Source organism: Brucella anthropi ATCC 49188 (assembly GCF_000017405.1).
GTDB classification, from domain to species: domain Bacteria; phylum Pseudomonadota; class Alphaproteobacteria; order Rhizobiales; family Rhizobiaceae; genus Brucella; species Brucella anthropi.
This window is the reverse complement of the sequence record NC_009667.1, coordinates 1,675,619-1,700,570: the sequence shown is the minus strand read 5'-3', so window position 1 is coordinate 1,700,570 and position 24,952 is coordinate 1,675,619. Positions and strand designations below refer to the sequence as shown.

The following is a 24,952-nucleotide window of genomic DNA, read 5'->3' as shown; positions in this document are numbered from 1 at the left end:
GTCCTTATTGTGCCAGCGCATCCTCGGGATTTTCATCGAAGCCGAGGAAACCGCCGGACTGGCGGGCCCATAGACTTGCATAAATGCCGCCGAGCGCCACAAGTTCCTCATGCGTGCCATCTTCGACGATGCGCCCCTTGTCCATCACCACCAGACGATCAAGTGCCGCAATGGTGGAAAGGCGGTGCGCGATGGCAATCACGGTCTTGCCTTCCATCAAGGTGTTGAGACTATCCTGAATGGCTGCTTCGACTTCCGAATCGAGCGCCGAGGTCGCCTCGTCCAGAATGAGGATCGGCGCATCCTTCAGCATCACACGCGCAATGGCGATGCGCTGGCGCTGTCCGCCGGAAAGCTTGACACCGCGTTCACCAACATGCGCATCCAGCCCCTGCCGTCCCTTCGGATCGGTCAGCAGCGGAATGAACTGGTCGGCCTGCGCCAGACGAATGGCCTGCTGGAGCATTTCTTCGGTGGCATCCGGCCGCCCATACATGATGTTCTCACGAACCGAACGATGCAGAAGCGAGGTATCCTGCGTCACCATGCCGATATTGGCGCGAAGCGAATCCTGCGTGACTTTGGAAATGTCCTGCCCGTCGATCAGAATGCGGCCCTTCTCCAGATCGTAGAAGCGCAACAGCAGATTGACCAGCGTGGACTTGCCAGCACCGGACCGCCCAACCAGGCCCACTTTCTGGCCCGGCTGGATCGTGAGCGTGAGATTTTCGATAACCCCTTTGCCCTTGCCGTAATGGAAGCCGATCTTGTCGAAGTCGAGTTCGCCTCTGGTCACCTGCAATGCCGGTGCATTGGGGACGTCCACGACCTCATGCGAACGCGCAATCGTCGTGATCCCGTCTTCAACCGTGCCGATGTTTTCGAACAAGGCCGACATTTCCCACATGATCCACTGCGACATGCCGTTGAGGCGCAAAACCAGACCGATGCCCACAGCAACGGCGCCGACGGAAATCGCTTCATTCATCCAGAGCTGGATGCCGATTGCACCCACCGCAAACAGCAGAATGCAGTTCGCCATATAGAGCGTGAAATGAAACAACGTGATGAGTCGCATCTGCCGATGCACGGTACCGAGGAAGCCATCGAGGCTTTCCTTCACATATGATTCTTCCCGGCTTGAATGCGAGAAAAGCTTCACGGTTGCGATATTGGTGTAGCTGTCAACGATACGTCCCGTCATCGATGAACGCGCATCGGCCTGCTGTTCCGAAATCACGCGCAGACGCGGGATGAAAACACGCAGCAATATGATGTAGACGACGAGCCAGACGGCAAACGGGATCATCAGGACAAGGTCCGCAGACGCTGCAATGAACAGCGTGCCCGCGAAATAGACGATCACATAGTTGAGCACGTCCAGAAGCTTCATCACCGTTTCACGAACGGCGAGCGCAGTCTGCATCAGCTTGGTTGAAATGCGCCCGGCAAACTCATCCTGAAAGAAAGCCATCGACTGGCGGATCAGGTAACGGTGCATCAGCCAGCGCACGCGCATCGGATAATTGCCGAGCAATGTCTGGTGGATAAGCAGCGAATGGATCAATACTACGCCCGGAAGGACGACCAGAACAACACCAGCAATCAGCGCAAGCCGCCAGCCTTCATTGCTCAGAAATGTCTCGCGCGACTGATGTGACAGCCAGTCGACAATATTGCCCATGAAGGCAAAGAGCGACACTTCGATCACGGCGATGAGCGTGGTGAAGATCGCCATGCCGATGATCCACGGCCAGGCGCCGCGGGTATAATAAAGGCAAAAGGCTACCAGTCCGCGCGGGGGCTCGCGCGGCGGTTCTTCGGGATAAGCTTCGAGTCGTTTTTCAAACCATCTGAACATGGTGCACCTTTTAGGTGGTCCCGGAAGAATTGCCAAGACGGAAGAGGAACAAAACGGGAATATTTCTACAGATGTTTTCTGTAGAAATCACGACACCGGAGCTGTTGATGTTCCGGCTGTTGCCGCCTTCGGTGCTTGCGGCAATCTGTATTTCGCGTTACCCGCATCATATGGAACTGCGCGTCGCACTTTACCAGCCCGACATTCCCGGCAACACGGGAACCATCCTGCGTATGGCCGCTTGCCTCGGCTTCGCGGTCGACTTGATCGAACCTGCCGGGTTCGACATTTCCGACCGGTCCCTGAAGCGCGCCGGCATGGACTATCTGGAACAGGCAACCCTCACTCGCCATGCGGACTGGCACCACTTCGAAGACTGGCGCCTGCAGGCCAAGCGCCGGATCGTGTTGCTGTCTACCAAGGCAGCGATCCCCTATACGGATTATCGGTTTCAGGAAAATGACATTCTGCTCTTCGGGCGTGAGTCGTCGGGCGTTCCCGACAATGTCCACAATTCCGCCGATGCACGGCTTCTGATCCCGATGATGCCCGGCGCGAGATCGCTAAATCTTGCGGTTTCGGTTGCGATGACGGCAGGCGAAGCTCTGCGCCAGCGGAGGGACAAGGTCGATTCCCTCCGACAGGAATGACAACGCCAGAATTGCGCTTCGCGAAAGGACCGGCTTCGCAAAGCACCCCCGCCCCATCCGGTCTGAAAGGCTCGCTTCGTCCATGAACCTGTCTGTTCGTACACTCACTCTTGCTGCTTCCGCCGCTTCACTGCTGGCAAGTGCTCCGGCTTTCGCCAAGGAGGCTTCGCCCATCGCGCCAAAGGTGATGGTCATCACCATGTTCGGCGAAGAAGCCAAGCCATGGCTTGAAGGCGAAAAATTCACGCAGAAGATCAAGCTGCCCGGCCTGAGCCCCGAATATCCAGAGATCGACTGCACCGCCGAAGGCCTCTGCCACATGACAACGGCGATGGGCTTCGCCAATGCCGCAAGCGCGACGGCGGCTATGGCGCTGAGCGACAAGCTCGACCTCTCGCATACCTATTTTCTGATCGCTGGCATTGCCGGTGTCGACCCGAAGCACGGCACACTCGGATCGGCGCATTGGGCAAAATATTCCGTCGATGCCAATCTGAACCACCGCATCGACATTCGGGAAGCACCGGAAGGCTGGCCAACGGACTTTTTCGGCCTCGGGGCTGCAAAGCCCGGCGAAAAGCCGAAATGGGCTGCGGGCACTGAAGTCTTCGAACTGAACGGCAAGCTGGCCGATTACGCACTGGCAACAACCAAGGGCATCGAACTTCTCGATAGCGACGCAGCGAAGGAATACCGCAAGCACTACACGCAGGAAGCGGCGACTGGCGCACCAAAGGTCACAATCTGCGATACGGCTTCGGGCGATACCTACTGGCACGGCGCGAAGCTCGGCGAAGCCATGACCGAATGGTCGAAGCTTCTGACCGACGGCAAGGCCGACTACTGCACCTCACAGATGGAAGACAATGCCACACTGACCTCGCTGAAACGGGCTGCCGACGCTGGCAAGCTCGATTTCAACCGCATCGCATTGCTGCGCACCGCGTCGAACTTCGACCGTCAGGGCAAGGACCAGACGGCTGCTGAATCGCTTGCCGCAAATTCCGGCGGCTTCCCGCTCGCCACGACCAACGCCTATCGCGTCGGGAAGGCCTATGCCGACAGCATCATCCAGAACTGGAAAGCGTGGGAAAAAGCACCGCAGACTGCAGGGAAATAAAACTCCAATCATTGAGCTGGCAGTTTTTTGAATAAAAATTGCCAGCTCAAACAAGCGGTTGATTCAAAGTATTATAAAAATTACTCCATCTCAAATTACACTCTAATTGATATGGGACTAAATAATGAAGAAACTTATATTCTTTGTTTTTTTATATTCTTTGAACTGCAGCAATGCCATTTCGGCAGATATTTCAAATAAAAAAACAACAGATATAAATTATACATTTTCTGGCGGCATAGGATACTCCTGGATCAAGGCCGACGAAATAGTATATGACCAAGACAACAGAATAAGTCATCTTATCTGGAAGTCTCAGATGCCAGTTTTAAGCGGCAAGATAACAGCAGACATTGGTTCTGACCCTTACATTTTCAGGAAACTTGAAGGTCGGTCTGACTGGGAGCGGAAATTTACACGATTATGACTGGCTTTCCGACGCGAGTGGTTTCAGCGGATACGACTTTAACAACTGGACAGATCACTCTCAAAGCGAAACCGATTTGGACCGTTACATCAATTTTGACGTCGCCCTGGGGCATAACTTCGTTATCAACCCGCAGAATACATTGAATATTCATGGCGGATTTAAATATACGAATGTGAAATGGACGGCCTCGGGCGGTGATTACGTCTACAGTTCAAAAGGTTTTCGTGACACCACAAGCACACTCCCCGATGGAAAGGTAATAAGTTACGAGCAGCGCTTGCCTGCACTCTTCATTGGCTCCGAATGGACCACCAATGTGGATCGATGGTCGTTCAGTGCCCTTGGACGTGCTGGCCTCACTGTTTCCGGCAAAGATCTCGACGATCACTGGCTACGCGATCTGCATTTCATTGACACATTTAACAGAGCGCCATTCTTTGAACTTCAAGCCAACGCTTCCTATTCGTTTAACGAACAAACAAGCCTTTACGTCACTGCCGGGTTTGAAAAGCACATGAAAATGAGAGGCGACACCCAAATTTTCGATCACGCCGACAGCACGATGAGCTTCGCGTCAGATGGCGCTGGCGCTTCGCTTCAGGCAGCAACTGTATCAGCTGGCCTGAAAGTAAAATTCTAGAACTTCGTTTAGATCGTCTCGAACAGGCTCACGTTGAAACCCAACTTTCAACGTGAGACAAAACGGGTTACGATATAACAACCCAAAATTGAAAGCACCCCGGACTTCTGCCGCGGGGCGTTTTTACAATGTCCTAATTCGAATCTCGATTCATTGAATTAAGCCGCTAGGCTGAACCAGTTCGCTAATCCGCAGTCGCCAGCCGGCGCATGGTGAACTCGATCACGTCGTCCGGGCGCTCGCACCAGCTCTCGATTTCCGTCCAGTAGGCCGCTTTCGGGAATGTCTCGAACCATTCACGCGCTTTTTCACGTGCCGCCAGCCTCGGCAGGGTGAATGTCTCGCGAACGAAACCGTCGCGCGGCATCCGGCTTTGCTTCAGGCCTTTCTGGGCGCGACTCTTCTGCAGCTGCTTGCGCAAGCCTTCGAGCGGTGGACGGGGCGGTGCTGCTGTCATGCTATGCCCTCCCGGCAAAACCGGAAATGAATGACTTCCAAACCCTAGGTAGAGAAAGATAGGGGAGCGGGTCTATAAAGACGAGTCTTTTCTTGGGGAGAGGGTCTATACTACCCTGTGATCGCGCGCTTCGTGCTTTGCGCCTGCAGCGGACTTTGATAAGCCAAGAAATAATAGTTCATCCATTTACCCTTGGCTGCCTGATACCGCCGAGCGATCCGGCAAACCGCGCCGGAAGGAAACAGACAATGCAACGCGACGAAATTCCAGCAATCATCCCCACAGACATCGAAGAGAAGAAACAGGCGGCACAGCGCTGGTTCGAGGAACTGCGCGACCGTATCTGTGCAAGCTACGAACAACTTGAAGATGAATTGCAGGGCCCACTTTCGGATCGCGAACCCGGACGCTTCGTCCGCACGCCCTGGCAGAAGGACGAAGGCCGTGGCGGCGGTGGCGTCATGTCGATCATGCATGGCCGTGTCTTCGAAAAGGTCGGGGTGCATGTCTCGACGGTCTATGGCGAGTTCTCGCCGGAATTCCGCAAGCAGATTCCCGGAGCAGAGGAAGACCCGCGTTATTGGGCGAGCGGCATTTCGCTCATCGCCCATCCGCAAAACCCGAATGTGCCTGCCGTCCACATGAACACGCGCATGGTCGTGACCACGCGCCAGTGGTTCGGCGGCGGTGCCGACCTGACGCCGGTTCTGGACAACCGCCGCACGCAGGACGATCCCGATACACTCGCCTTCCACAAGGCTTTCCGTTTCATCTGCGAGAAGCACAAGGACATCGTCGACTATCAGCGCGTGAAGGACTGGTGCGACGAGTATTTCTTCCTGCCGCACCGCAATGAAGCGCGCGGCACCGGCGGCATCTTCTATGATTGGCTGCATTCGCCGGACGAAAAAGGCGGTTGGGATGCGGATTTTGCCTATACGCGCGACGTGGGACGCGGTTTCTCGGTCGTCTATCCGCATCTCGTGCGCCAGAACTTCAACAAGGACTGGACCGACGCGGATCGCAACGAACAGCTCATCCGTCGTGGCCGCTATGTCGAGTTCAACCTGCTTTACGATCGCGGCACGATCTTCGGCCTCAAGACCGGTGGCAATGTGAATTCCATCCTGTCTTCCATGCCGCCCGTGGTGAAGTGGCCTTAACAGTACTGAATGAAAAGGGCCGGTTTCCCGGCCCTTTTTTATATATTGAATGCGGCATGATAGGCGACATCGCCCTGTGGCATATCGGCCCCGAAGGCCAGACACTGGAAATATTCCGCGGGCACACCCGGCAGTTTCAGCCGCGCATCGGCCTTGAAGCCGAAACGACCATAATAGCCGGGATCACCCAGAAGAACGCAGCCTTTAGCTCCAGCCGCACGCAATTGCGCAAGGCCCTCACGGATCAGCTTGCCGCCGATCCCCTCGCCTTGCCGGTCTGGACGGACCGAAACAGGGCCAAGCCCGTACCAGCCCTTGTCCTCGCCACCGATCAGGACGGGCGAGAATGCGACATGACCCAGAATTTCGCCCTTATCTTCGGCAACCAGCGACAGAGTGAGCGCCTTTGTAGCGCGAAGCGCATCAACGATCTCTCCTTCCTTCTGGTTGCTATAAGCCACGGTGCGGAATGCCTCATCCGTGAGGTGACGGATTTCGGCGGCGTCTTCAGACGTTTCCTTGCGAATATGCATGACGCTCTCCTTCACCGGTTATTGAGCTGAGCGCGAACATTTTCGCGCCCTTTGAACGAGATGCGATAAGGACTGCCCATTCGGGATTCGATCAGCCGCTTACGGCGCAATTGCTGGAAAACTGCCATCGTGCAATCGGAAAGCAGATAGCCTTCACGGGTAAAGCATTCGATTTCGCAGATATGTCCGTCTTCGCGCTGATGGCGGATGTAGCCGCCCTGCGCCAGCACGTGCAAGACGCGCTGTTCCATGCGTGAGATATTCATTGTTGTTCTTGCCTGGATGGAAACCATGACAAGCACCAGCTCTCGCGGATGGTGAACCATCCACGGCCAATGCCGTTTCCGCTCCTGAACACTGCCGGTCAGACGCTCTCAGCGCCTGCCATCTTGCAGCTTGTTCGGAACGATCAAAGGCTTCCTACAATCTCCGGCATCAACAATTCCTCGTTATGGTATTCCCGGCAAAATCCAAAATGGCAGTGCGGCAGGGAACACATAAAAACAGGAGGGCGATAAGCCCTCCTGCACATTTATAAGCGCTGAGCGCCGCTGTCAAACCGTTCAGTTTTTCGGCTGGTTGCGCAGCTTTTCGGCTTCCGCATAAAACTTCTTTTCCCACTCATTGTGGTTATCGAGCCCCTCCTTGATGAACGGCGTGAAGATCGCAAGGTTCATCAGGCACCAGTTGACAAGTCGAGCCGGGAACTTGAGCGGCTTCACAAAGTCGACGAAAAGGACCACGCGCGTCTTGTCGGTATGGTTCCACGCCTCATGCTCATAGGCATCGTCGAAAATTAGCACCTTGCCTTCCTGCCAATGACAGACCTGATTGTCCACGCGGATGGCAAGCTGGTCATTCGGTTCCGGCACGATGAGACCAAGATGCAGGCGCAGCACGCCATTATAAGGTCCGCGATGCGGCGGCAGATGCTTGCCCGGTTCGAAGATGGAGAACATTGCCGTCGTCAGGCCGGGAATCTTGTTCACGATACGCCAGGTTTCCGGGCAGGCCTTGATGTTCTGTTCCGACTTCACGCCGAAACCGAGCAGAAAGAACGTCTTCCAGCGATTATCGGTCGAGATCGTTTTCACATCGGTCGAAATATCCTGAAAGGAAGGCAGCTCACTCTGACGCAGCAGAACCGTATCCAGCTCCTTGCGGATGGCAGGCCATTCCTTCTCGATCTCGGCGGACCAGGGGAAAGTCGCATTGTCGTAGACGGGCGGATTGCCGAGCTTGGCATATTTCAGATTGAGACCTTCGGCCCAGGATACGATCCCCATGAAAAAGCGGGTGATCGGGCTTGGCCGGTCCATGGCGGCGATGCCTTCGGTGCCAAACTTCTGCTTCGGATCGGTCGCTGCTTTGTCTTGTATCGATGTATCGGGGTTGGACATCTCATATTCTTTCAAAACGCGCGCTGAAAAGTTTTCTTTGCCAGTATTGGGCCTGTTTTGGGTATGTTTCGCCCCAAAACCGGTTCCCACTTTTGGGAAACATGCTCCAGCTATAAAGCGATGAAACTACGGCTGAAATTTGCAAGCAAGCCATTAGCTATTCATTTTCAGGGCATTTCCAACAAAAGTGAGACACGGTTTTGTGTTCGGAAATGCCTGAGAAAAAACGGTTAGAGCGAAACCGCTCTAACCGCGATCAAGTTTGTCCAGAAGCGTGGCACGGTCAAGACTAAAACCGGAGTCAATCCAGAAAGTTTCGAGAGACCGCAATGTTTCTCCAAGACCGGGGCCTTTTTCAATGCCCAAAGCCAGAAGATCACTGCCCGTGACGGGGAAAACAGGGGCATCATAATGTTCGGCGGCATCGAGAAGACGCGCGAAACCACCGGCGCGGATCATCGCATCGTCGCTGCCCGCGGCATCGGCTCGCGCCGCCGCATAGGCCAGACGAATGCGGTCAAGCACAGCCTGCTTGCTGCCGCGATAGATGGTCTTCTTCAAAGCTTGCTCGGAAAGCTCCGGCTTGACCGTATCGGCCCGTGCCCAGGCTTCAAGCCGCGCCCTTTCCGCATTGGACATTTTCAGCCGCTTGCCCATCTCCTCCATCCGCACGCTGTCGGGCGGAATAATGCTTTCAAGCCGCAGCAGCGGATCAGGCTGCCAGCCAAGATCGGCCTCGGTCCGCACCAGCCCATGAATGGCGTCGATACCCCATTTCTCGCTTTCAGGCAGAATGAGATTCAAGACACCGGCCTGTCGCATCCACAAAAGCGCGCGCGACGGATCGGGAGCGGACAGGAGTTTCTTCAGTTCCGACCAGACCCGTTCGGCGGAAAGCTGGGTGAGGCCATCCTTCAGTCGTGCGCTGGCGCGCAAGCCCTCAGCCTCGGGCCGTCCCGAACCATACCAGGCGAAGAAGCGGAAAAAGCGCAGGATGCGCAGGTAATCCTCTCGAATGCGCTGTTCCGCATCGCCGATGAAGCGCAGCGTCCGGCTCTCAATATCGCCAAGCCCGCCCACATCATCGATCACGCCGCCATCAGCCGTCACATAAAGTGCATTGATGGTGAAGTCGCGCCGTTCCGCATCGGCTTTCCAGTCGGTGCCGAAGGCGACCTTGGCATGGCGGCCATTGGTTTCAATATCCTGCCGCAGCGTCGTGACCTCGAACGGATGGCCCTGCACGACAACAGTGATCGTGCCATGCTCGATACCGGTCGGCACCGGCTTGAAACCGGCTTCATTTGCCAGCCTCACCGTATCCTGCGGCAAATGCGTCGTTGCCAGATCGACATCGCTGACCTTGGTGCCAAGCAGCGTGTTGCGCACTGCGCCACCCACGACACGCGCCTCGCCGCCATCGCGGTTCAGCGCCTTGAACAGGGCTTGCAACGGCTTTGCTTTCAGCCAGTCCGCCTTGCCGGAAATATTCATACTCTCGCTCAAACGTAGAGCCTTTCATAAAGTCCGCGAATGATACCGGCGGTTGCCCCCCAGATGAATCGCTCGTGATAAGGCATGGCGTAATAAAAGCGTTCCTTGCCGTTGAATACCCGGCTTTCACGCCGATGGTTCTCCGGGTTCATCAGGAAGGAAAGCGGCACCTCGAAAATATCGGCGACCTCGTCCGGGTTGGGATGCACGTCGAACGGCGTTTTCACCACCGCCAGAATGGGCGTGATCGAAAATCCGCTACCGGTGAGATAACGCGGCAGATTGCCAATGATCTCGGCACGATCCGCCGCAAGCCCGATTTCCTCATTCGCCTCGCGCAGTGCAGCCCGTTCCGCCGTGCCATCCTCCGGGTCGATTGCACCACCCGGAAAGGCGATCTGGCCGGAATGCTTGCGCAGTGTATCGGTGCGCTGTGTCAGAAGAAGTGTTGCCTCCGACCCGCGATCCACCACCGGCACAAGAACGGCGGCGTCGCGCATCTTAGCCATCGTCATTAATTGTGTAATATCGGGATTAAGCGAATGATCGCCAATCAGATCATCCTGGCTGGGGCGCCACTGCCGAACCCGCTCGGCAAAATCACCGGCTGAAAAGGCTGGGAATTCACTCATTGCAGTGCAGCCTCCAGTGCATCGGACACCATGATCGGAAAGACCACGCCGCCAGAGCGAACCGCAAATGTCGGCACGCCGTCGACTTCGATTTCTTCGCCCAGCGCCACCAGATCATACATCACAGCACGCGCAATCAGCGCCTCCAGCCGTCCACGAACCAGCACATAGGGCTTCAAGCCACCGCTTGTCCGCTCTATCACGAAGCGCAGGGGATGCTGCGCGTCGGCGGTCACGACGTCACCCACATTGGTACGGAATGTCAGTGCCTGCGTCTCGCCTACGCCAGACACTTCCATCTCGACGGCAACAAAATGCGCATCCTCGACGCGGATGCCGACTTTTTCCACCGGCGTTACAAGATAGGTCTGGCCGTCATCATCCTTGCGCAGAACGGTCGAAAACAGTCGCACAAGCTGTTTGCGCCCAATCGGCGTACCCATATAGAACCAGGTGCCATCCGCCTTGATTTCCATATCGAGATCGCCGCAAAAGTCCGGGTTCCAGCGCTCAACAGGCGGGATTCCGCGCTCTTTCGTCGCCGGACCACTTTGCGCATCCGCATGGGCGCGCGCAATCAGGGCTTCCAGTCCGCCAGTTCCTTCCGCGGTGCGCATCGAACTTTGCGGCGCGTCTTTGCCTTCAGGGGTGCTTTTTATCATCCGACTCGGTTATTCCTGCTCGAATGTGTTTAATATGCTCGAAGTCATGAAATAGTCACCGTTTCGCGGCTTGTCAGCACTATATGCGATTTATAAGGCACTTCCGCCAGAGCGGTCATATTGCGAGGTCCACATGAGCGTTATCGTTACGCCTGAAACCGCCAATCCCGAACAGATCGTCGCGGAGGCCGAACGGGCGCTCGCGGACATCGCACGCATCAAGGAAAGCGTCGGGACTGTGATCTTCGGTCAGGAAAACGTGATCGAGCGCACGCTCGTCGCCGTTCTGGCTGGCGGGCACGCCTTGCTGGTCGGCGTACCGGGTCTCGCCAAGACCAAGCTGGTCGAAACGCTGGGCACCGTGCTCGGCCTCTCCGGCCAGCGCATCCAGTTCACGCCCGACCTGATGCCATCCGACATCATCGGTTCGGAAGTCATGGAACAAGATGCCGACGGGCGCCGCTCCTTCCGCTATCTCAAGGGCCCGATCTTCGCGCAGCTCCTGATGGCTGACGAAATCAACCGTGCTTCGCCGCGCACGCAGTCTGCGCTTTTGCAGGCCATGCAGGAATATCATGTCACGGTCGCGGGCCAGCGCTACGACTTGCCCGCACCGTTTCATGTGCTTGCGACACAGAACCCGCTGGAACAGGAAGGCACCTATCCGCTGCCGGAAGCCCAGCTCGACCGCTTCCTGATGCAGATCGACATTCTCTATCCGGAACTGGATGCGGAACGCCGCATTCTTCTGGAAACAACCGGCGTTTCCGAGGCCAAGGCCTATGAGATCATCAACGCCGAACGGCTGATCGAAATGCAGACTTTGGTGCGACGCATGCCGGTGTCGGAAAGCGTTGTGGAAGCAATCCTCAAGCTGGTGCGCTCCGCCCGTCCCGATGCCGATAACGACCACGCGAAGAAACATATTGCCTGGGGTCCCGGCCCACGTGCCAGCCAGGCGTTGATGCTCTGCGCACGCGCTCGCGCACTCTATGAAGGTCGCCTCGCCCCATCCGTAGACGACGTGAAAGCGCTGGCCGAGCCAGTCCTTCAGCACCGCATGGCGCTCAACTTTGCGGCGCGCGCCGACGGCATGCATATTCGTGACGTCATCGCAAATCTGGTAAAGGCTGCCGTCTGATGGTCATTGGCGCAGAAGTTTCCACCGCAGATCGCAAGGAGACACTTGCTCGCGCCCGTGCGCGGGCAGCGGCTATCCCCGATCTGCTGGTTGAAGCTCAGCGCGTGGTCAACACCGTCATGAATGGCTGGCACGGACGGCGCAAACGCGGTCCCGGCGAAAATTTCTGGCAGTTCCGCCCCTATGTGGACGGCGAATCCCTTGCCCGTATCGACTGGCGGCGTTCCGCGCGCGACGATCATACCTATGTCCGCGACCGCGAATGGGAATCCGCCCATACGGTCTGGCTCTGGTGCGATTTCTCGCCCTCAATGCTCTATCGCTCGCAGCTCGCGCCTGTTTCCAAGGAAGCGCGTTCGCTCGTGCTGACGCTCGCTCTTGCCGAACTTTTATCGCGCTCGGGCGAACGCATTGCCTTTCCGGCGCTGATCCAGCCTTTTTCTGCCCGCAACGGCGCTGAACGTCTGGCGGCAGCGCTGATGCACGAAGCGCCGGTTGCAGCACTGCCCGACATCACCCAGATCCGCCGCTTTTCGGAAGTCGTCCTCGTATCGGATTTCCTGCATCCGTTTGATGAACTGACCGATCTTCTCGACCGTCTGGCACAACGCGGTGTCCGCGCGCATCTGGTGGAAGTTGCCGATCCTGCCGAAGAAACATTTCCCTATTCGGGCCGCACCGAGTTCCGCGATCCGGAAACCGGCGCCACGCTCGTTGCCGGTCGGGCTGAAACCTATGCGGACGACTATCGCCGCCTCTACACTGCGCGCCGTGAAACCCTGTCGGATTTCTGCAAGCGGCTCGGCTGGAGCTATACGGTTCACCGGACAGACAGGCCGACGGCGGAAGCACTGGCACGGCTTCACGATGCCCTGAGCGCAACAGGGAGCAGCGCAACGGGGGCCAGCGCCAAGGGAAGCAGCACATGAATTTTCTGCCGCTCGCCTTCGGTTCGCCGCTCATTCTCGCCGGGCTGATCGCCCTGCCGGTCATCTGGTGGCTTTTGCGCATGACGCCGCCGCGTCCGCAGGAAGAAACCTTTCCGCCGCTTCGCATTCTGGCGCAGGTTTTCAAGCGCGAGGAAGTGCCATCGAAGAGTCCATGGTGGATGACGCTGCTGCGGCTGCTGATTGCCGCGCTCGTCATTCTCGCACTCGCCTCGCCGGTCTGGAATCCGCGTCCGGTCGCGCTGTCCGGCAATGAGCCGCTTGCCATCGTCATCGACAATGGCTGGGCTTCCGCCGAGGACTGGCAACAGCGGGTCAATGCCGCCGAAAAACTCATCTCCGACGCAGAGGGCAGCGATGCTCCGATCTACATCGTGGGTTCGGCGGAACCGGCCAATGCCGAAATCGGCCCGTATGACGGCAAGAGTGCTGCTGAGCGCCTTCAGGCACTGGAGCCGCGCCCGATCCCAGTTGACCGCAAGTCGGCAATGGAACGACTGGCTTCCACCTTGCCCGCGGATACAAAGGTCCGCCTCGCCTTCATGAGCGACGGGCTGGCATCGCCAGGTGATGCGGAAACCTTCGCAGAGCTGGACAAGTCGAGGCATCTCGCCTCCGTTCTCTGGTATGGCGCGAGCCTCAGCCGCACTTTGGCGCTGACCGGCATAGACAACAAGGCTGACGGTCTGGAAGCCGTCGCCATCCGCCCGGAAGGCGTGTCGGCTCCGCGCACGCTCACTGCCGCTGCCTATGACGACAAGGGACGCCGCATCGCCGAAGCGCCGCTTTCCTTCGCGCTTGGAAGCGCGGAAGGCACGGCACGGTTCAACCTTCCGGTGGAGCTTCGCAATGATTTTCGCCTGATCCGTGTCGATGGTATCGAACAGGCAGGCGCAACACGGCTGATCGATGCAGGATCGGAACGGCGCACCGTCGGCCTTATCGCCAGCGGTGACGGCGATCTGGCGCAGCCCCTTCTCTCGCCGCTGCATTATATTTCCCGTGCGCTGTCGCCCTATGTCAATCTGATCGAACCGCGCTCCGCCGATCTTCTGCAATCCGTGCCGGAAGTGCTGGATGCAAAGCCGTCGATCCTCATCATGGCCGATATCGGCACGTTGCCGCAGCCTGTCACCGAACAGCTTTCCAAATGGATTGAGGACGGCGGCACGCTGGTGCGGTTCGCAGGCCCGCGCCTTGCCGGTGCCAGCGACAATGATCCGCTTCTGCCGGTGAAATTGCGCAAGGGCGAGCGCGCCTTGGGCGGCACGCTGTCCTGGTCCGAACCGCAGAAGCTCCGCATTTTTCCTGACAAGGGGCCTTTTGCCGGTCTGGCCGTCCCCGATGATGTGACCGTCACCCGGCAGGTTCTTGCCGAGCCGTCGTTCGATCTCAACGACAAGGCTTACGCCGTTCTTCAGGACGGAACGCCGCTTGTGACCGGCGAACAGCGCGGACGCGGCAATATCGTGTTGTTCCACATCTCTCCCGATGCCAGCTGGTCAAGCCTGCCCATTTCGGGTTCCTTCGTGGAAATGCTGCGCCGCATCGTGTCGCTGTCACAGAGAACCGGCGCGCAGGAAAATCAGGTTTCGGTCTCTCTGCCGCCCTACCAGCTGCTTTCGGCTTCCGGCGCGCTGACCCCACCGACATCCGAGGCCAAGCCACTGATCATCGAAAAGAACAAGCAGGCCAGCGTCAGCATCAACACGCCGCCCGGCGTTTATGGCAATGAGGACGGCTTGAAAGCGCTCAACATCTTCGAAGGTGCGAACATCAAGCTGCAACCCATTGCCCAGCCGACACTTTCCGTCGGAATAACGCCTGCTTCCTATACATCGGACCAGTCGATTTCACTGGCGGGACCATTCTTTGCGGTCGCCGCAATGCTTCTCGCACTCGATACGCTTTTGATGCTGTGGCTGCGCGGTGCCTTCCGTCGCCGCATGAAAGTGCGTGCCAAGGTGGCGGGAATAGCTGTTCTGCTGGCCGGTTCCCTCGCCTTCAACCTGCTTCCTTCCGGAATGGGCAAAGCACAAGCACAGACTCAATCCCAGTCTGGGGCTCAAGAGCAGGTGCATGACGACAGCAAGCCGGGAGACGAGGCGATCATCAACTCCGTCTCGCAGACGCATCTTGCCTATGTCATCACCGGCAGCGCCCAGACCGACGACATCAGCAAGGCAGGCATGCGGGGCTTGAGCTTCGCGCTGATGGACAAGACCGCACTCGAACCGGGCGACCCTATCGGCGTCGACCCCGCCAAGGACGAACTGGCCTTTTATCCGTTGATCTACTGGCCTATCGACCCGCAGGCACCGATGCCAAGCCCGGAAGCGATTGCCAAGGTCGATGCCTATATGCAGCAGGGCGGCACCGTGCTTTTCGACACGCGCGACCAGTTGCAGGCCGGAGCCAGCCTCGATCCGTCGGCCTCACCCGCCAACCAGCGCCTGCGCGCCATTCTCGACGGCATGAACGTTCCGCCGCTGGAACCCGTGCCTGACGATCATGTGCTGACCAAATCCTTCTTCATCATGCCCGATTTTCCGGGTCGCTATGAAGGCAGCCCGCTCTGGGTCGAGGCTTCGACACCGAACGCTTCGCCACGGGAACGCCCCGTGCGCACCGGCGACGGCGTGACGCCGATCATGATTACAGCCAATGATTTCGCTGGCGCATGGGCTGTGGATGAGCAAGGCAATCCGCTGCTCCCGACTGTGCCGAACGATCCGATGCAGCGCATCTATGCCATTCGCGGCGGCGTGAACATCGTGATGTATATGCTGACCGGCAACTACAAATCCGATCAGGTCCACGCCAAGGACCTCATCGAACGGCTGGGGAACTAGCATGATGTTTTGCAGCCACGTCATCGCCCGATCCCGCTTCTCTTTTCCCCTCATCGTGAACGCGAACGGCGGTAGGAGGTGAGAATGAATATCGAATTCGAACCGTTCCTCTCCACGCCCTGGATGATTGTCATCCTCGTGCCGCTGGCGCTGTTGGTGCTGGCCACGATTGCGTTGCGGATGCGCGGCGGTCTGATCCGTCTGCTGGCTGCGGCAGCGCTTGCGCTCGCGCTTTTCAATCCAGTCATCATCAATGAAGAACGCGAACCGCTGAAAAGCGTGGTCTCGGTGGTGGTGGATCGCAGCCAGAGCCAGGAACTCGGCAGCCGTCGTGCCGACACCGATGCCGCCTTGAAGGCGGTTCAGGACCAGCTTGCAGCCATGCCGCAGTTTGAAACCCGCGTGGTGGAAGCAGGCAAGCCCGGCGAAAACGAAGACGGTTATGCAACCCGGCTTTTCGGGCCGCTGGCGCGTTCGCTCCTCGATGTGCCACCGTCCCGCGTCGCGGGCGCGATCATGATTACCGACGGCCAGGTGCACGACATCCCAGGTAACAAGAATGCGCTCGGCTTCGATGCGCCGCTGCATGGTCTCGTGACCGGAAAGCCGGATGAATTCGACCGCCGCATCCGCTTCAACAAGGCACCGCGTTATGGCATCAGCGGCAAGCCGCTCGAAATGTCGTTTACGGTGATCGATGAAGGCAAAAACCTCGGCAGCCCTGCGCCGGTCGAAATCCGCGTCAATGGCGAAACCGTCAGTGAGGAAGAAGCGCAGGTCGGGCAGGAAACACCCGTCACCATCACCTTGCCGCGCGCCGGTGTGAACATTGTCGAAATTGCCACGCCAGCGCTTCCCGGTGAAGTAACAGACACCAACAATCGCGCTGTCGCAACCGTGGACGGCGTTCGCGAGAACCTGCGCGTGCTGCTCGTCTCCGGCGAGCCGCACAATGGTGAGCGCACATGGCGCAACCTGCTGAAATCCGATGCTGCGGTCGATCTCGTTCACTTCACCATTTTGCGCCCACCGGAAAAGCAGGATGGTACACCAATCAACGAATTGTCGCTGATCGCATTCCCGACACGTGAACTCTTCGTGGACAAGGTCAACGAGTTCGACCTCATCATCCTCGACCGTTACCAGCACCGCGATGTGCTGCCGCTCCTCTATTACGATTACATTGCGCAATATGTGGAGAATGGCGGTGCCTTGCTGGTTGCAGCCGGTCCGGAATATGCAGGCGAAATGTCGATTGCCCGCACACCGCTTTATAGCGCCCTGCCCGCCATGCCGACCGGCGCGGTGACCGAAAAGGCGTTCTATCCGCGCCTTACGACCATCGGCAAACGCCACCCCGTCACGCGCGGGCTTGATGGCAGCGAACAGGAGCCACCACACTGGAGCCGCTGGTTCCGCACCATCGACATCACCGCGCCACAGGGCGAAACAGTGATGAGTGGCGCGGACAACAAGCCGTTGCTGGTTCTCAACCGCGTCGGAAAAGGCCGCGTCGGCATGTTCCTCTCCGATCAGGGCTGGCTTTGGGCGCGCGGCTTCGAAGGCGGCGGCCCTTATGCTTCGCTCTATCGCCGTATCGCCCATTGGCTGATGCAGGAGCCGGAACTGGAGGAAGAGGCGCTGACCGCCTCAGGCAATGGCCGCACCCTTTCCATCCGCCGCCAGACCATGGGCGATAATCCGGGTGTTGCAACCGTCTCGACCCCATCCGGCAAGGAATTGCAGGTCAATCTTGCGCCCAGCAAGCCAGGCCTGTTTGAAGGTTCGCTGCAAACGGACGAGATCGGCATCTTCCGGGTGAAAAACGGCGATCTGGAAGCACTGGCCCATGTCGGGCCGATCGATGCGCCAGAATTTGCGGACAGTATCTCCACAACGGATCGTTTGAAGCCTCTCGCTGAAGCGGCCGGTGGCTCGGTCCATCGCGTGCATGCAAGTGCCGATAGTTCGGTCCGGGTTCCCACGATTACCGCAATCAGTGGCAACCGTAGCGCCAGCGGCAACGACTGGATTGGCCTGCGTGAAACCTCGGATACGCAGCTGAAAAGCGTCAATCGCCTGCCGTTGTTCTCTGGCTTCCTGGCGCTCGGCCTGCTGCTCTTCGTCTTCGGCAGCATGTGGTATCGCGAAGGGCGGTAAACCGCGTTCGTCCGACGCCCTCATCCTGAGCTTGTCGAAGGATCAAGGGCGAGCGCCGGTTCAGTTCCCCTCTCCTTCGAGACGCCATCTGCGACGGCTCCTCAGGATGAGGGGAAAACAAGCGTCTCCGCTAACTTCCCAGACGAAATCAATCAGGCCCGGTTGGCGTGGCGCACGATGCCGCTGACACCGTTCAGCGCACCGGTTGCGAGTTCGCAGGCAAGCATCCGGCGCGGATCGACCGATGCTGGCATGACCATGGAGCCAGCAGGCACCATCTTGAAACCGAACGGACCGTAGTAGGGCTCGTCGCCGACGAGAATAACCAGCTTGTGACCGGCCTTCTCCGCCGCTTCCAGCGACATGCGCATCAGCTTGCCGCCAATGCCCCGCTTCTTCCACTCAGGCCGCACAGCAAGTGGTCCAAGCAGGAGTGCGGGCGTCTTGCCGACGATAACCGGCGTCTGCCGTACTGAGCCAACGACGATGCCGCCCATCAGTGCAACGAAGGAAAGGTCGAGGGCGTGCGGACCACCTTCACGGATGAAATGCGCGGCCCGGGTAAACCGTCCGGGCCCGAAGGCTTCGGCATTGATGGCTTCGATTTCAATGTCGTGCGCCGGGCATTCCTGCGCGTAGGTCAGTTCAAGCTGCTGCATGGGCTTAGATCGCAATAGGAGAAGTCGGAGACCATCAGGTCAATGGAATGCATTCCGCGCTTGGGCGCGGTTCAAGTTTCATCGTCGGATGAAAAGCATTTCCATTAATCGTTCTCCTTGGCGGTCGGCGTTTGAATGACCGCAATTTGGAAGTTGCATTACACCAAAATGGACAAAGGTAAAACTATTTTTTTCAAAATGGCGGTTTAGACTGATCTTTTTGGAACCGTTACGCACTGTTCACGGCTTGCAATGCTGCAAAATGGCGGTTCTCGCCCTATTCTCTTTGCAAAAGGAGAAATCACATGGGACTTCTGGTCGATGGTAAGTGGCACGATGTCTGGTACGACACCGAGATCACGAAAGGCCGTTTTGAACGTTCTAAATCGCAATTCCGCAACTGGGTAACGGCAGACGGCAGCGCCGGTCCGACCGGCGAAGGCGGCTTCAAGGCCGAGCCAGGTCGCTACCATCTCTACGTTTCATATGCCTGTCCGTGGGCGCATCGCACGCTGATCTTCCGTGCCCTGAAGGGACTTGAAGATGTCATCTCGGTATCGGTCGTGGATTACCTGATGGCGGAAGAAGGCTGGACCTTCTACGGCACGACTGGCAGCACCGGCGATGCACTTTACGGTGCAAAGCGTTTGCATGAAATCTACACTCGCGCCGATCCAAACTATTCCGGGCGCGTCACGGTGCCGGTGCTCTGGGACAAAGAGCGCCAGACAATCGTGTCCAACGAGTCAGCGGAAATCATCCGCATGCTCAACACCGCGTTCAACGATTTCGGTGATGCCTCGCTCGACTTTTACCCGGAAGCATTGCGCGGTGAAATCGATGCCCACAACGATTTCATCTACCCCAATATCAACAACGGGGTTTATCGCGCCGGTTTCGCCACCACGCAGGACGCCTATGAGGAAGCGTTCGGGCAATTGTTCGCGGCGCTCGATTCGCTTGAGGATCGGCTTTCGCGCCAGCGTTATCTGACCGGCGACCGCCTGACAGAAGCGGACTGGCGGCTGTTCACGACGCTCTTGCGTTTCGATCCGGTCTATGTGGGCCATTTCAAGTGCAATCTGCGTCGTCTCGCCGATTACCCGAACCTTTGGAACTACACGCGAGAGCTCTATCAGGTGCCGGGCGTGGCCTCGACCGTGAACATGGAACACATCAAGGGCCACTATTATCGCAGCCACAAGAACATCAATCCGACGGGCATTGTGCCTGCGGGACCGGAGATCGACTTCTCTGCGCCGCATGACCGGGATCAGTTTCCGAAAGCCTGACCAGACGGGACTGCGTTTTTCCTGCAACACTATTGTTAGAACATCAGCACTCTCTCAAAATCTCTTGCGCCCCTTTGATTTCGATCAATGGGGCGTTTCGTTGCGCGGTCCAAATTGCACACATCACTACCCCCAAGGCTAACAAGACTGACAAGACCGAACACGACTTAAGGAGAGAGAAGATGAACCGCTTCACGAGGGGATTGCTGGCCGCAACCGCGCTGACCTTTGCCGCGCCGGCAGCATTTGCTGCGGACGCAGTTGTAGCGCAGCCCGCATCTGAAATTCAGGCCATTCCGGAGGCCCTGTCGCCATGGCAGATCCGTGTGCGCGCACTCGGCGTCATCCCCCAGAATTCCGGCTATGTGAACGGCATTTCGGGGTCTGATCTCGACTATTCGAAGTCGATCACACCTGAACTCGACATCACCTATTACTTCACCGATAATTTCGCTGCCGAACTCATTCTCGGCACGACCTATGCCAATATCAATGGCGCCGGTTCAATCGACGGATTGGGCAAGATCGGCAAGGCATGGATTCTGCCTCCGACCCTCACCCTGCAATATCACTTCACCAATTTCGGCGCCTTCAAGCCTTATGTCGGCGCGGGCGTGAACTACACCATGTTCTACAATCAGGATGCGACTGGCGTTGAATATCTCAAGGTCAAGAATGCATTCGGCGGCGCGCTGCAGATCGGCTTCGACTACATGCTCAACGAGCATTGGGGCGTGAACTTCGACGTCAAGAAGCTGTTCCTGGAGCCCAAGTTCGACGCCACCCTGATCGGCGGCACGGAAGTCAGCGGCAAGGCCAAGCTCAATCCATGGCTGATCGGTACGGGTGTTACCTACCGCTTCTAAAATTACGCATGTCACAGTGAAGGCGCAGCCAATGTGCCTTCACCAAAGCGGAAGCGGTTCCAGATCGTGAAGCGCTTCCTGCAGACGCCGCTTGGTTGACGGCGTCGTCCCTTCCGGCAAATCGTCCAGAGGAAAGAAACCGCATTCTGCGATTTCCCGGTCCGGCAAACGCGGGGCCGTCTGTTCGAATTTCCTGCATATATAAAGCGCCACGTGGTCGCGCGGCGATGCATGCGCATTCTTGTAGAGCGCAAAAAGCTGCGGAGGGCCTTTCAGAACAATATTGGCCTCCTCGCGCAACTCCTTTTCCAGCGCCTGCCCAAAGGTCTCGCCACGTTCGACGCCTCCGCCCGGCAATTGCCATCCGGGGACATAGGTATGCTTCACAAGAAAAACGGAATTCTTCTTTTCATCGAAGACAATAGCCCTGACGCCCAGCGTCATCGGGCGTCGCATTAGAAAATAAGTATGAAATATGAAATGACGAAAGCGCATACCGTCTCTCCGCGAGGCAATATACCTCTATCCAAAACAGCAATGACATCAACAAAAAGTCGCTAAACAGGTTTCGGTTTCACGCATTATCCAGTAAATGGGCCTTATGTTTCGTCTCGCCCATATCTCCGATATACACCTTTCGCCTCTGCCGCGCGTGCGATATCGCGAATTGGCATCGAAGCGTATCACCGGCTATATCAACTGGCTGCGCAATCGCAAAAACGCGATGCACGGAACCGTGCTGGACACTCTCATTGATGATATGCAGGCGCAAACGCCGGATCATATCGCGGTGACGGGTGATCTCGTCAATCTGGCGCTCAATCTCGAAATCGATATTGCCCACGACTGGTTGTCCAAACTGGGTAGTCCGGACGATGTATCGGTCGTTCCCGGCAATCATGATGCCTATGTTCCGGGCGCGCTCGACAAGTCGTGCCGGAAATGGGAACCGTGGATGCGTGGCGACGGCATCGACAACAAAGACAATCGCCCGCAATTTCCCTATATGCGCGTGCGCGGACCCGTTGCGCTGATCGGCGTTTCGTCAGCGCGTGCGACGGCCCCCTTCATGGCGAGCGGCGACTTCCGGTCTGAACAAGGAAAACGTCTGGCCGCAATGCTGGATGAAGCTGGCGCTCGTGGGCTCTTCCGTATTGTGATGATCCATCACCCGCCGATCTATGGTGCAACGCCTGCCCATAAACGCCTCTATGGTATTCGCCGTTTCCAGAAGATCATACGCAAACACGGTGCAGAGCTGGTTCTTCACGGCCATACGCATCTTATCACGCATTACGAGATCGACGGGCCGAACGGCAAGATTCCTGTTATCAGCGTGCCGTCTGCAAGCCAGAATTTCGGCGGCCATAAACCGGCTGCCCGCTATAATATATTCAATATCGATAAGCGGCCTGACGGCAGCTGGTCATGCCTCATGGAAGAGCACGGCGTTTCCGATGCCAGCGAGAAAATAACAAAGCTCAACGAGCGCGTTCTTTATTGATGCGGCAAATAAAAAACGGCGCCAAGGCGCCGTTTCTTGTCCGATCTTTGGCTGATTCCCTGAAGTTTACGCAGTTCTTACCGGGAACGGCAGCTCCAACTGATCTCTAATAACTGCGGAACGTGATGTTGCATCCTTTCTGTCCTGCAGCTCGCTCCAGAGCCAGCATCTCGCCCTTTAGACGAGCGACTTCGGCAGCCTTGACACCATTTCCCTCATTGAACAGCAATACTGGCCAGAACAACACCAGGCCGACGCCCGTTTTGATTGCATCATTTTTTGCTGCCGCGTTTTGACGCCCAACCGCCGTCGCCGCACTGGCAGAAAGACGAACACCTTCTTCTTTCAGTGCATGACAGGAAAGAGAATCATAAGCCGCTGATGATGCGTAACTTGGCTCAATTTTATTTGCCTGCGACGCACATCCGGAAATAACAGTTAACGAAACAACACATAGTAAAAAGCGATTCATTGAACACCAATTAGTTTTAAAGGATACACTAATCGATCTAAATGAAACGTTATCACATTTCAAAAGCAAACAATTGGAGGCTATTCTCTTGAAGAAACTCAACAGTTGATAGCCACCACAAGCAAAAAGACGGCACGATGTGCCGCCTTTCATTGGCAGTCTGCTCTTGAAATTACTTACCAATCACCCGGTTGGCAGCCGAGACAATGGCTTCCAGCGAAGCACTGACGATATTGTCGTTGATACCGGCGCCGAACAGCTTGCCGCCCGGATGAGCCATTTCGACATAGGAGATGGCCGAAGCATCCGAACCTTGCTGTAGCGAATGTTCGGAATAGTCAACGACCGACATCTTCACGCCGAGATATTTCGACAGCGCGTCGACAAAGCCGTCAATCGGTCCCGTTCCCTTGCCCTCGATATTCTTGGTCACGCCGTTATCGGTGATTTCGGCGGTCAGGATACGACGGCCCTTCTGTTCCGGATCGGGCATGGTGTGATGATCGACGAACTTGATGCGGGCATTGGGCTGCGTCACATAAAGCTGCTGGAACTCCTCGTGAATGCGCTTCGACGGCAGTTCCTTGCCTTCTTCATCGGTAATGTTCTGGATGATCTCGCGGAACTCGACCTGCAGGTTGCGCGGCAGGTTCAAGCCATAATCCGCCTGCAGGATATAGGCGATACCGCCCTTGCCCGACTGCGAATTGATGCGAATGATCGCTTCATAGGAACGGCCCACATCCTGCGGGTCGATCGGCAGATAGGGCACTTCCCAGATCGGCGAATTGGCCGAACGGCGCGCCTTCATGCCCTTGTTGATCGCATCCTGATGCGAGCCGGAGAAAGCCGTATAGACCAGCTCGCCGACATAAGGATGGCGCTCGGCAATCTTCAACTGGTTCGAATATTCATAGACTTCCTTCATCCGGTTGATGTCGGTGCAGTCCAGCTCAGGGTCCACGCCCTGCGTGTACATGTTGAGTGCCAGCGTCACCACATCGACATTGCCGGTGCGTTCGCCATTGCCGAACAACGTACCTTCAACGCGGTCGGCACCAGCCATCAAGCCCAGTTCGGTTGCAGCAATGCCCGTGCCACGGTCATTATGAGGGTGCAGCGAGACAATCAGGTTCTCGCGATTGTCGAGGTTGCGGCACATCCATTCGATCTGGTCGGCATAGATGTTCGGCGTGTTCATCTCGACGGTCGAAGGCAGGTTGACGATCAGCTTGTTGTCTGCGGTCGGCTTCACGATCTCGATGACCGCATTGCAGATTTCCAGCGCCACATCCAGCTCAGTGCCCGTAAAGCTTTCGGGCGAATACTGGAAGCGATAACCGCCCCCCGCTTTCGCAGCCATATCCATGATCATCTTGGCAGCGTCGGTCGCGATCTGCTTGATACCGCCAACATCCTTGGCGAAGACCACGCGGCGCTGCAATTCACTGGTGGAATTGTAGAAATGGATGATCGGCGACTTGGCGCCTTCAAGCGCTTCGAAAGTGCGCGTGATCAGTTCTGGGCGGCACTGGACCAGAACCTGCAAATCCACTTCGTCGGGAACATTGCCCTGTTCGATGGCCCAGCGGCAGAAATCGAAATCCGTCTGCGAAGCGGACGGAAAACCGATTTCGATTTCCGGGAAACCCATATCGACCAGCAGGCGGAACATGCGCTCCTTGCGGTCATGGCCCATGGGGTCGATCAAGGCCTGATTGCCATCACGCAGATCGACCGAACACCAGATCGGTGCCTTTTCGATACGCTTGGACGGCCAGGTGCGGTCATCGAGCTGCGGAACCGGGAAAGGCGAATATTTGCTGCCTGCAGTAGGCATGCCTTTGCGCTCGGAAATGGATTTCGATTGCGGCGTGGCGACGGACTGATTCATTTTCGTTTCCTCCCGGCTTTCGACGGCATTCAAGCCCGTCAAGCGCGGATACTACTGATCGATTATAAGGGTTTTCTGGAAAGGAGCACAGGCCTGCGACCGGAGATCGACCGCCGGACGCTC

General features: G+C 57.2%; 23 protein-coding genes. 11 read left to right on the top strand and 12 right to left on the bottom strand.

Translation table 11 applies throughout. From position 1 onward, the window contains the following. Nucleotides 1-4: 4 nt before the first annotated feature. A complete protein-coding gene (locus tag OANT_RS08440; RefSeq protein WP_012091659.1) occupies nucleotides 5-1,861 on the bottom strand; it encodes an ABC transporter ATP-binding protein in 1,857 nt (618 codons plus the stop codon). Nucleotides 1,862-2,031: 170 nt separating this feature from the next. Here OANT_RS08440 and OANT_RS08435 point away from each other — a divergent pair, with 170 nt between their 5' ends. From OANT_RS08435 to OANT_RS08425, 3 genes are all read left to right on the top strand, one after another. Then, nucleotides 2,032-2,511 (top strand): tRNA (cytidine(34)-2'-O)-methyltransferase, encoded by a 480-nt coding sequence (locus OANT_RS08435; RefSeq protein ID WP_010659606.1) that lies wholly within the window; start codon nucleotides 2,032-2,034, stop codon nucleotides 2,509-2,511. A gap of 82 nt (nucleotides 2,512-2,593) precedes the next feature. Next, nucleotides 2,594-3,631: a purine-nucleoside phosphorylase gene (locus tag OANT_RS08430; protein ID WP_012091657.1), complete on the top strand. Its 1,038-nt coding sequence runs from the start codon at nucleotides 2,594-2,596 to the stop codon at nucleotides 3,629-3,631. 353 nt (nucleotides 3,632-3,984) lie between these two features. After that, entirely contained in the window at nucleotides 3,985-4,701 is a 717-nt protein-coding gene (locus tag OANT_RS08425; RefSeq protein WP_012091656.1) for an omptin family outer membrane protease, read from the top strand. Between the two features lie 184 nt (nucleotides 4,702-4,885). On the opposite strand, the gene OANT_RS08420 is transcribed toward OANT_RS08425, so the two are convergent. Further along, a complete protein-coding gene (locus OANT_RS08420; protein WP_010659602.1) occupies nucleotides 4,886-5,158 on the bottom strand; it encodes a hypothetical protein in 273 nt (90 codons plus the stop codon). 248 nt (nucleotides 5,159-5,406) lie between these two features. Between OANT_RS08420 and hemF the strand changes: the two genes are divergently transcribed. Further along, nucleotides 5,407-6,321, top strand: a complete 915-nt coding sequence (gene hemF, locus OANT_RS08415; protein WP_012091655.1) for an oxygen-dependent coproporphyrinogen oxidase — start codon at nucleotides 5,407-5,409, stop codon at nucleotides 6,319-6,321. Nucleotides 6,322-6,359: 38 nt separating this feature from the next. Here the strand turns inward: hemF and OANT_RS08410 are convergent, their stop codons facing one another. The 6 genes from OANT_RS08410 to OANT_RS08385 all read right to left on the bottom strand — a co-directional run bounded on the left by OANT_RS08410 (nucleotide 6,360) and on the right by OANT_RS08385 (nucleotide 11,042). Continuing rightward, complete coding sequence (locus OANT_RS08410; RefSeq protein WP_012091654.1) at nucleotides 6,360-6,854, bottom strand: GNAT family N-acetyltransferase; 495 nt, start codon at nucleotides 6,852-6,854, stop codon at nucleotides 6,360-6,362. Between the two features lie 11 nt (nucleotides 6,855-6,865). Next, nucleotides 6,866-7,120: a YjhX family toxin gene (locus OANT_RS08405; protein WP_040130087.1), complete on the bottom strand. Its 255-nt coding sequence runs from the start codon at nucleotides 7,118-7,120 to the stop codon at nucleotides 6,866-6,868. A gap of 297 nt (nucleotides 7,121-7,417) precedes the next feature. Continuing rightward, the gene (gene olsC / locus OANT_RS08400) at nucleotides 7,418-8,254 is read right to left on the bottom strand and encodes an ornithine lipid ester-linked acyl 2-hydroxylase OlsC (RefSeq protein WP_010659598.1); all 837 of its coding nucleotides are present in this window, start codon (nucleotides 8,252-8,254) and stop codon (nucleotides 7,418-7,420) included. 246 nt (nucleotides 8,255-8,500) lie between these two features. Continuing rightward, nucleotides 8,501-9,760, bottom strand: a complete 1,260-nt coding sequence (locus OANT_RS08395) for a CCA tRNA nucleotidyltransferase (protein ID WP_040129154.1) — start codon at nucleotides 9,758-9,760, stop codon at nucleotides 8,501-8,503. Then, nucleotides 9,757-10,380 carry a CoA pyrophosphatase gene (locus OANT_RS08390; RefSeq protein ID WP_012091651.1) on the bottom strand — a complete coding sequence of 208 codons (624 nt, stop codon included), beginning with the start codon at nucleotides 10,378-10,380 and terminating at the stop codon, nucleotides 9,757-9,759. Before OANT_RS08390 ends, OANT_RS08395 begins: the two co-directional genes overlap by 4 nt. Then, nucleotides 10,377-11,042 (bottom strand): DUF1285 domain-containing protein, encoded by a 666-nt coding sequence (locus tag OANT_RS08385; protein ID WP_012091650.1) that lies wholly within the window; start codon nucleotides 11,040-11,042, stop codon nucleotides 10,377-10,379. The genes OANT_RS08390 and OANT_RS08385 overlap by 4 nt, the downstream gene beginning before the upstream one ends. Before the next feature lie 133 nt (nucleotides 11,043-11,175). Between OANT_RS08385 and OANT_RS08380 the strand changes: the two genes are divergently transcribed. The 4 genes from OANT_RS08380 (at nucleotide 11,176) to OANT_RS08365 (ending at nucleotide 18,142) form a co-directional block, all read left to right on the top strand. After that, nucleotides 11,176-12,183 (top strand): AAA family ATPase, encoded by a 1,008-nt coding sequence (locus OANT_RS08380; protein WP_010659594.1) that lies wholly within the window; start codon nucleotides 11,176-11,178, stop codon nucleotides 12,181-12,183. Beyond that, a complete protein-coding gene (locus OANT_RS08375) occupies nucleotides 12,183-13,112 on the top strand; it encodes a DUF58 domain-containing protein (RefSeq protein ID WP_012091649.1) in 930 nt (309 codons plus the stop codon). The genes OANT_RS08380 and OANT_RS08375 overlap by 1 nt, the downstream gene beginning before the upstream one ends. Beyond that, a complete protein-coding gene (locus OANT_RS08370; RefSeq protein ID WP_012091648.1) occupies nucleotides 13,109-15,982 on the top strand; it encodes a DUF4159 domain-containing protein in 2,874 nt (957 codons plus the stop codon). The genes OANT_RS08375 and OANT_RS08370 overlap by 4 nt, the downstream gene beginning before the upstream one ends. A gap of 84 nt (nucleotides 15,983-16,066) precedes the next feature. Then, a complete protein-coding gene (locus OANT_RS08365) occupies nucleotides 16,067-18,142 on the top strand; it encodes a glutamine amidotransferase (protein ID WP_012091647.1) in 2,076 nt (691 codons plus the stop codon). A gap of 152 nt (nucleotides 18,143-18,294) precedes the next feature. On the opposite strand, the gene OANT_RS08360 is transcribed toward OANT_RS08365, so the two are convergent. Continuing rightward, entirely contained in the window at nucleotides 18,295-18,801 is a 507-nt protein-coding gene (locus tag OANT_RS08360) for a GNAT family N-acetyltransferase (RefSeq protein ID WP_012091646.1), read from the bottom strand. 305 nt (nucleotides 18,802-19,106) lie between these two features. Here OANT_RS08360 and OANT_RS08355 point away from each other — a divergent pair, with 305 nt between their 5' ends. After that, nucleotides 19,107-20,093, top strand: coding sequence for a glutathione S-transferase family protein (locus OANT_RS08355; RefSeq protein WP_012091645.1), 987 nt, complete (start codon nucleotides 19,107-19,109; stop codon nucleotides 20,091-20,093). 182 nt (nucleotides 20,094-20,275) lie between these two features. Next, entirely contained in the window at nucleotides 20,276-20,959 is a 684-nt protein-coding gene (locus tag OANT_RS08350; RefSeq protein WP_012091644.1) for an OmpW/AlkL family protein, read from the top strand. A gap of 39 nt (nucleotides 20,960-20,998) precedes the next feature. On the opposite strand, the gene OANT_RS08345 is transcribed toward OANT_RS08350, so the two are convergent. Then, a complete protein-coding gene (locus OANT_RS08345; protein WP_012091643.1) occupies nucleotides 20,999-21,454 on the bottom strand; it encodes an NUDIX domain-containing protein in 456 nt (151 codons plus the stop codon). Nucleotides 21,455-21,560: 106 nt separating this feature from the next. Between OANT_RS08345 and OANT_RS08340 the strand changes: the two genes are divergently transcribed. Further along, nucleotides 21,561-22,463: a metallophosphoesterase family protein gene (locus tag OANT_RS08340; RefSeq protein ID WP_029929168.1), complete on the top strand. Its 903-nt coding sequence runs from the start codon at nucleotides 21,561-21,563 to the stop codon at nucleotides 22,461-22,463. 106 nt (nucleotides 22,464-22,569) lie between these two features. Here OANT_RS08340 and OANT_RS08335 read toward each other — a convergent pair whose 3' ends face one another. Beyond that, complete coding sequence (locus tag OANT_RS08335) at nucleotides 22,570-23,088, bottom strand: hypothetical protein (RefSeq protein ID WP_231771195.1); 519 nt, start codon at nucleotides 23,086-23,088, stop codon at nucleotides 22,570-22,572. 19 nt (nucleotides 23,089-23,107) lie between these two features. Then, a complete protein-coding gene (gene leuA, locus OANT_RS08330) occupies nucleotides 23,108-24,829 on the bottom strand; it encodes a 2-isopropylmalate synthase (RefSeq protein WP_012091640.1) in 1,722 nt (573 codons plus the stop codon). Nucleotides 24,830-24,952: the final 123 nt, after the last annotated feature.

Bases quoted from the DNA above. Each gene is read 5' to 3' on its own strand.
- OANT_RS08440 (WP_012091659.1), bottom strand. From the start codon at position 1,861: ATGTTCAGATGGTTTGAAAAACGACTCGAAGCTTATCCCGAAGAACCG.
- OANT_RS08435 (WP_010659606.1), top strand. From the start codon at position 2,032: ATGGAACTGCGCGTCGCACTTTACCAGCCCGACATTCCCGGCAACACG.
- OANT_RS08430 (WP_012091657.1), top strand. From the start codon at position 2,594: ATGAACCTGTCTGTTCGTACACTCACTCTTGCTGCTTCCGCCGCTTCA.
- OANT_RS08420 (WP_010659602.1), bottom strand. From the start codon at position 5,158: ATGACAGCAGCACCGCCCCGTCCACCGCTCGAAGGCTTGCGCAAGCAG.
- hemF (WP_012091655.1), top strand. From the start codon at position 5,407: ATGCAACGCGACGAAATTCCAGCAATCATCCCCACAGACATCGAAGAG.
- OANT_RS08410 (WP_012091654.1), bottom strand. From the start codon at position 6,854: ATGCATATTCGCAAGGAAACGTCTGAAGACGCCGCCGAAATCCGTCAC.
- OANT_RS08405 (WP_040130087.1), bottom strand. From the start codon at position 7,120: ATGAATATCTCACGCATGGAACAGCGCGTCTTGCACGTGCTGGCGCAG.
- olsC (WP_010659598.1), bottom strand. From the start codon at position 8,254: ATGTCCAACCCCGATACATCGATACAAGACAAAGCAGCGACCGATCCG.
- OANT_RS08390 (WP_012091651.1), bottom strand. From the start codon at position 10,380: ATGAGTGAATTCCCAGCCTTTTCAGCCGGTGATTTTGCCGAGCGGGTT.
- OANT_RS08385 (WP_012091650.1), bottom strand. From the start codon at position 11,042: ATGATAAAAAGCACCCCTGAAGGCAAAGACGCGCCGCAAAGTTCGATG.
- OANT_RS08380 (WP_010659594.1), top strand. From the start codon at position 11,176: ATGAGCGTTATCGTTACGCCTGAAACCGCCAATCCCGAACAGATCGTC.
- OANT_RS08375 (WP_012091649.1), top strand. From the start codon at position 12,183: ATGGTCATTGGCGCAGAAGTTTCCACCGCAGATCGCAAGGAGACACTT.
- OANT_RS08370 (WP_012091648.1), top strand. From the start codon at position 13,109: ATGAATTTTCTGCCGCTCGCCTTCGGTTCGCCGCTCATTCTCGCCGGG.
- OANT_RS08365 (WP_012091647.1), top strand. From the start codon at position 16,067: ATGAATATCGAATTCGAACCGTTCCTCTCCACGCCCTGGATGATTGTC.
- OANT_RS08360 (WP_012091646.1), bottom strand. From the start codon at position 18,801: ATGCAGCAGCTTGAACTGACCTACGCGCAGGAATGCCCGGCGCACGAC.
- OANT_RS08355 (WP_012091645.1), top strand. From the start codon at position 19,107: ATGGGACTTCTGGTCGATGGTAAGTGGCACGATGTCTGGTACGACACC.
- OANT_RS08350 (WP_012091644.1), top strand. From the start codon at position 20,276: ATGAACCGCTTCACGAGGGGATTGCTGGCCGCAACCGCGCTGACCTTT.
- OANT_RS08345 (WP_012091643.1), bottom strand. From the start codon at position 21,454: ATGCGCTTTCGTCATTTCATATTTCATACTTATTTTCTAATGCGACGC.
- OANT_RS08340 (WP_029929168.1), top strand. From the start codon at position 21,561: ATGTTTCGTCTCGCCCATATCTCCGATATACACCTTTCGCCTCTGCCG.
- OANT_RS08335 (WP_231771195.1), bottom strand. From the start codon at position 23,088: ATGAAAGGCGGCACATCGTGCCGTCTTTTTGCTTGTGGTGGCTATCAA.
- leuA (WP_012091640.1), bottom strand. From the start codon at position 24,829: ATGAATCAGTCCGTCGCCACGCCGCAATCGAAATCCATTTCCGAGCGC.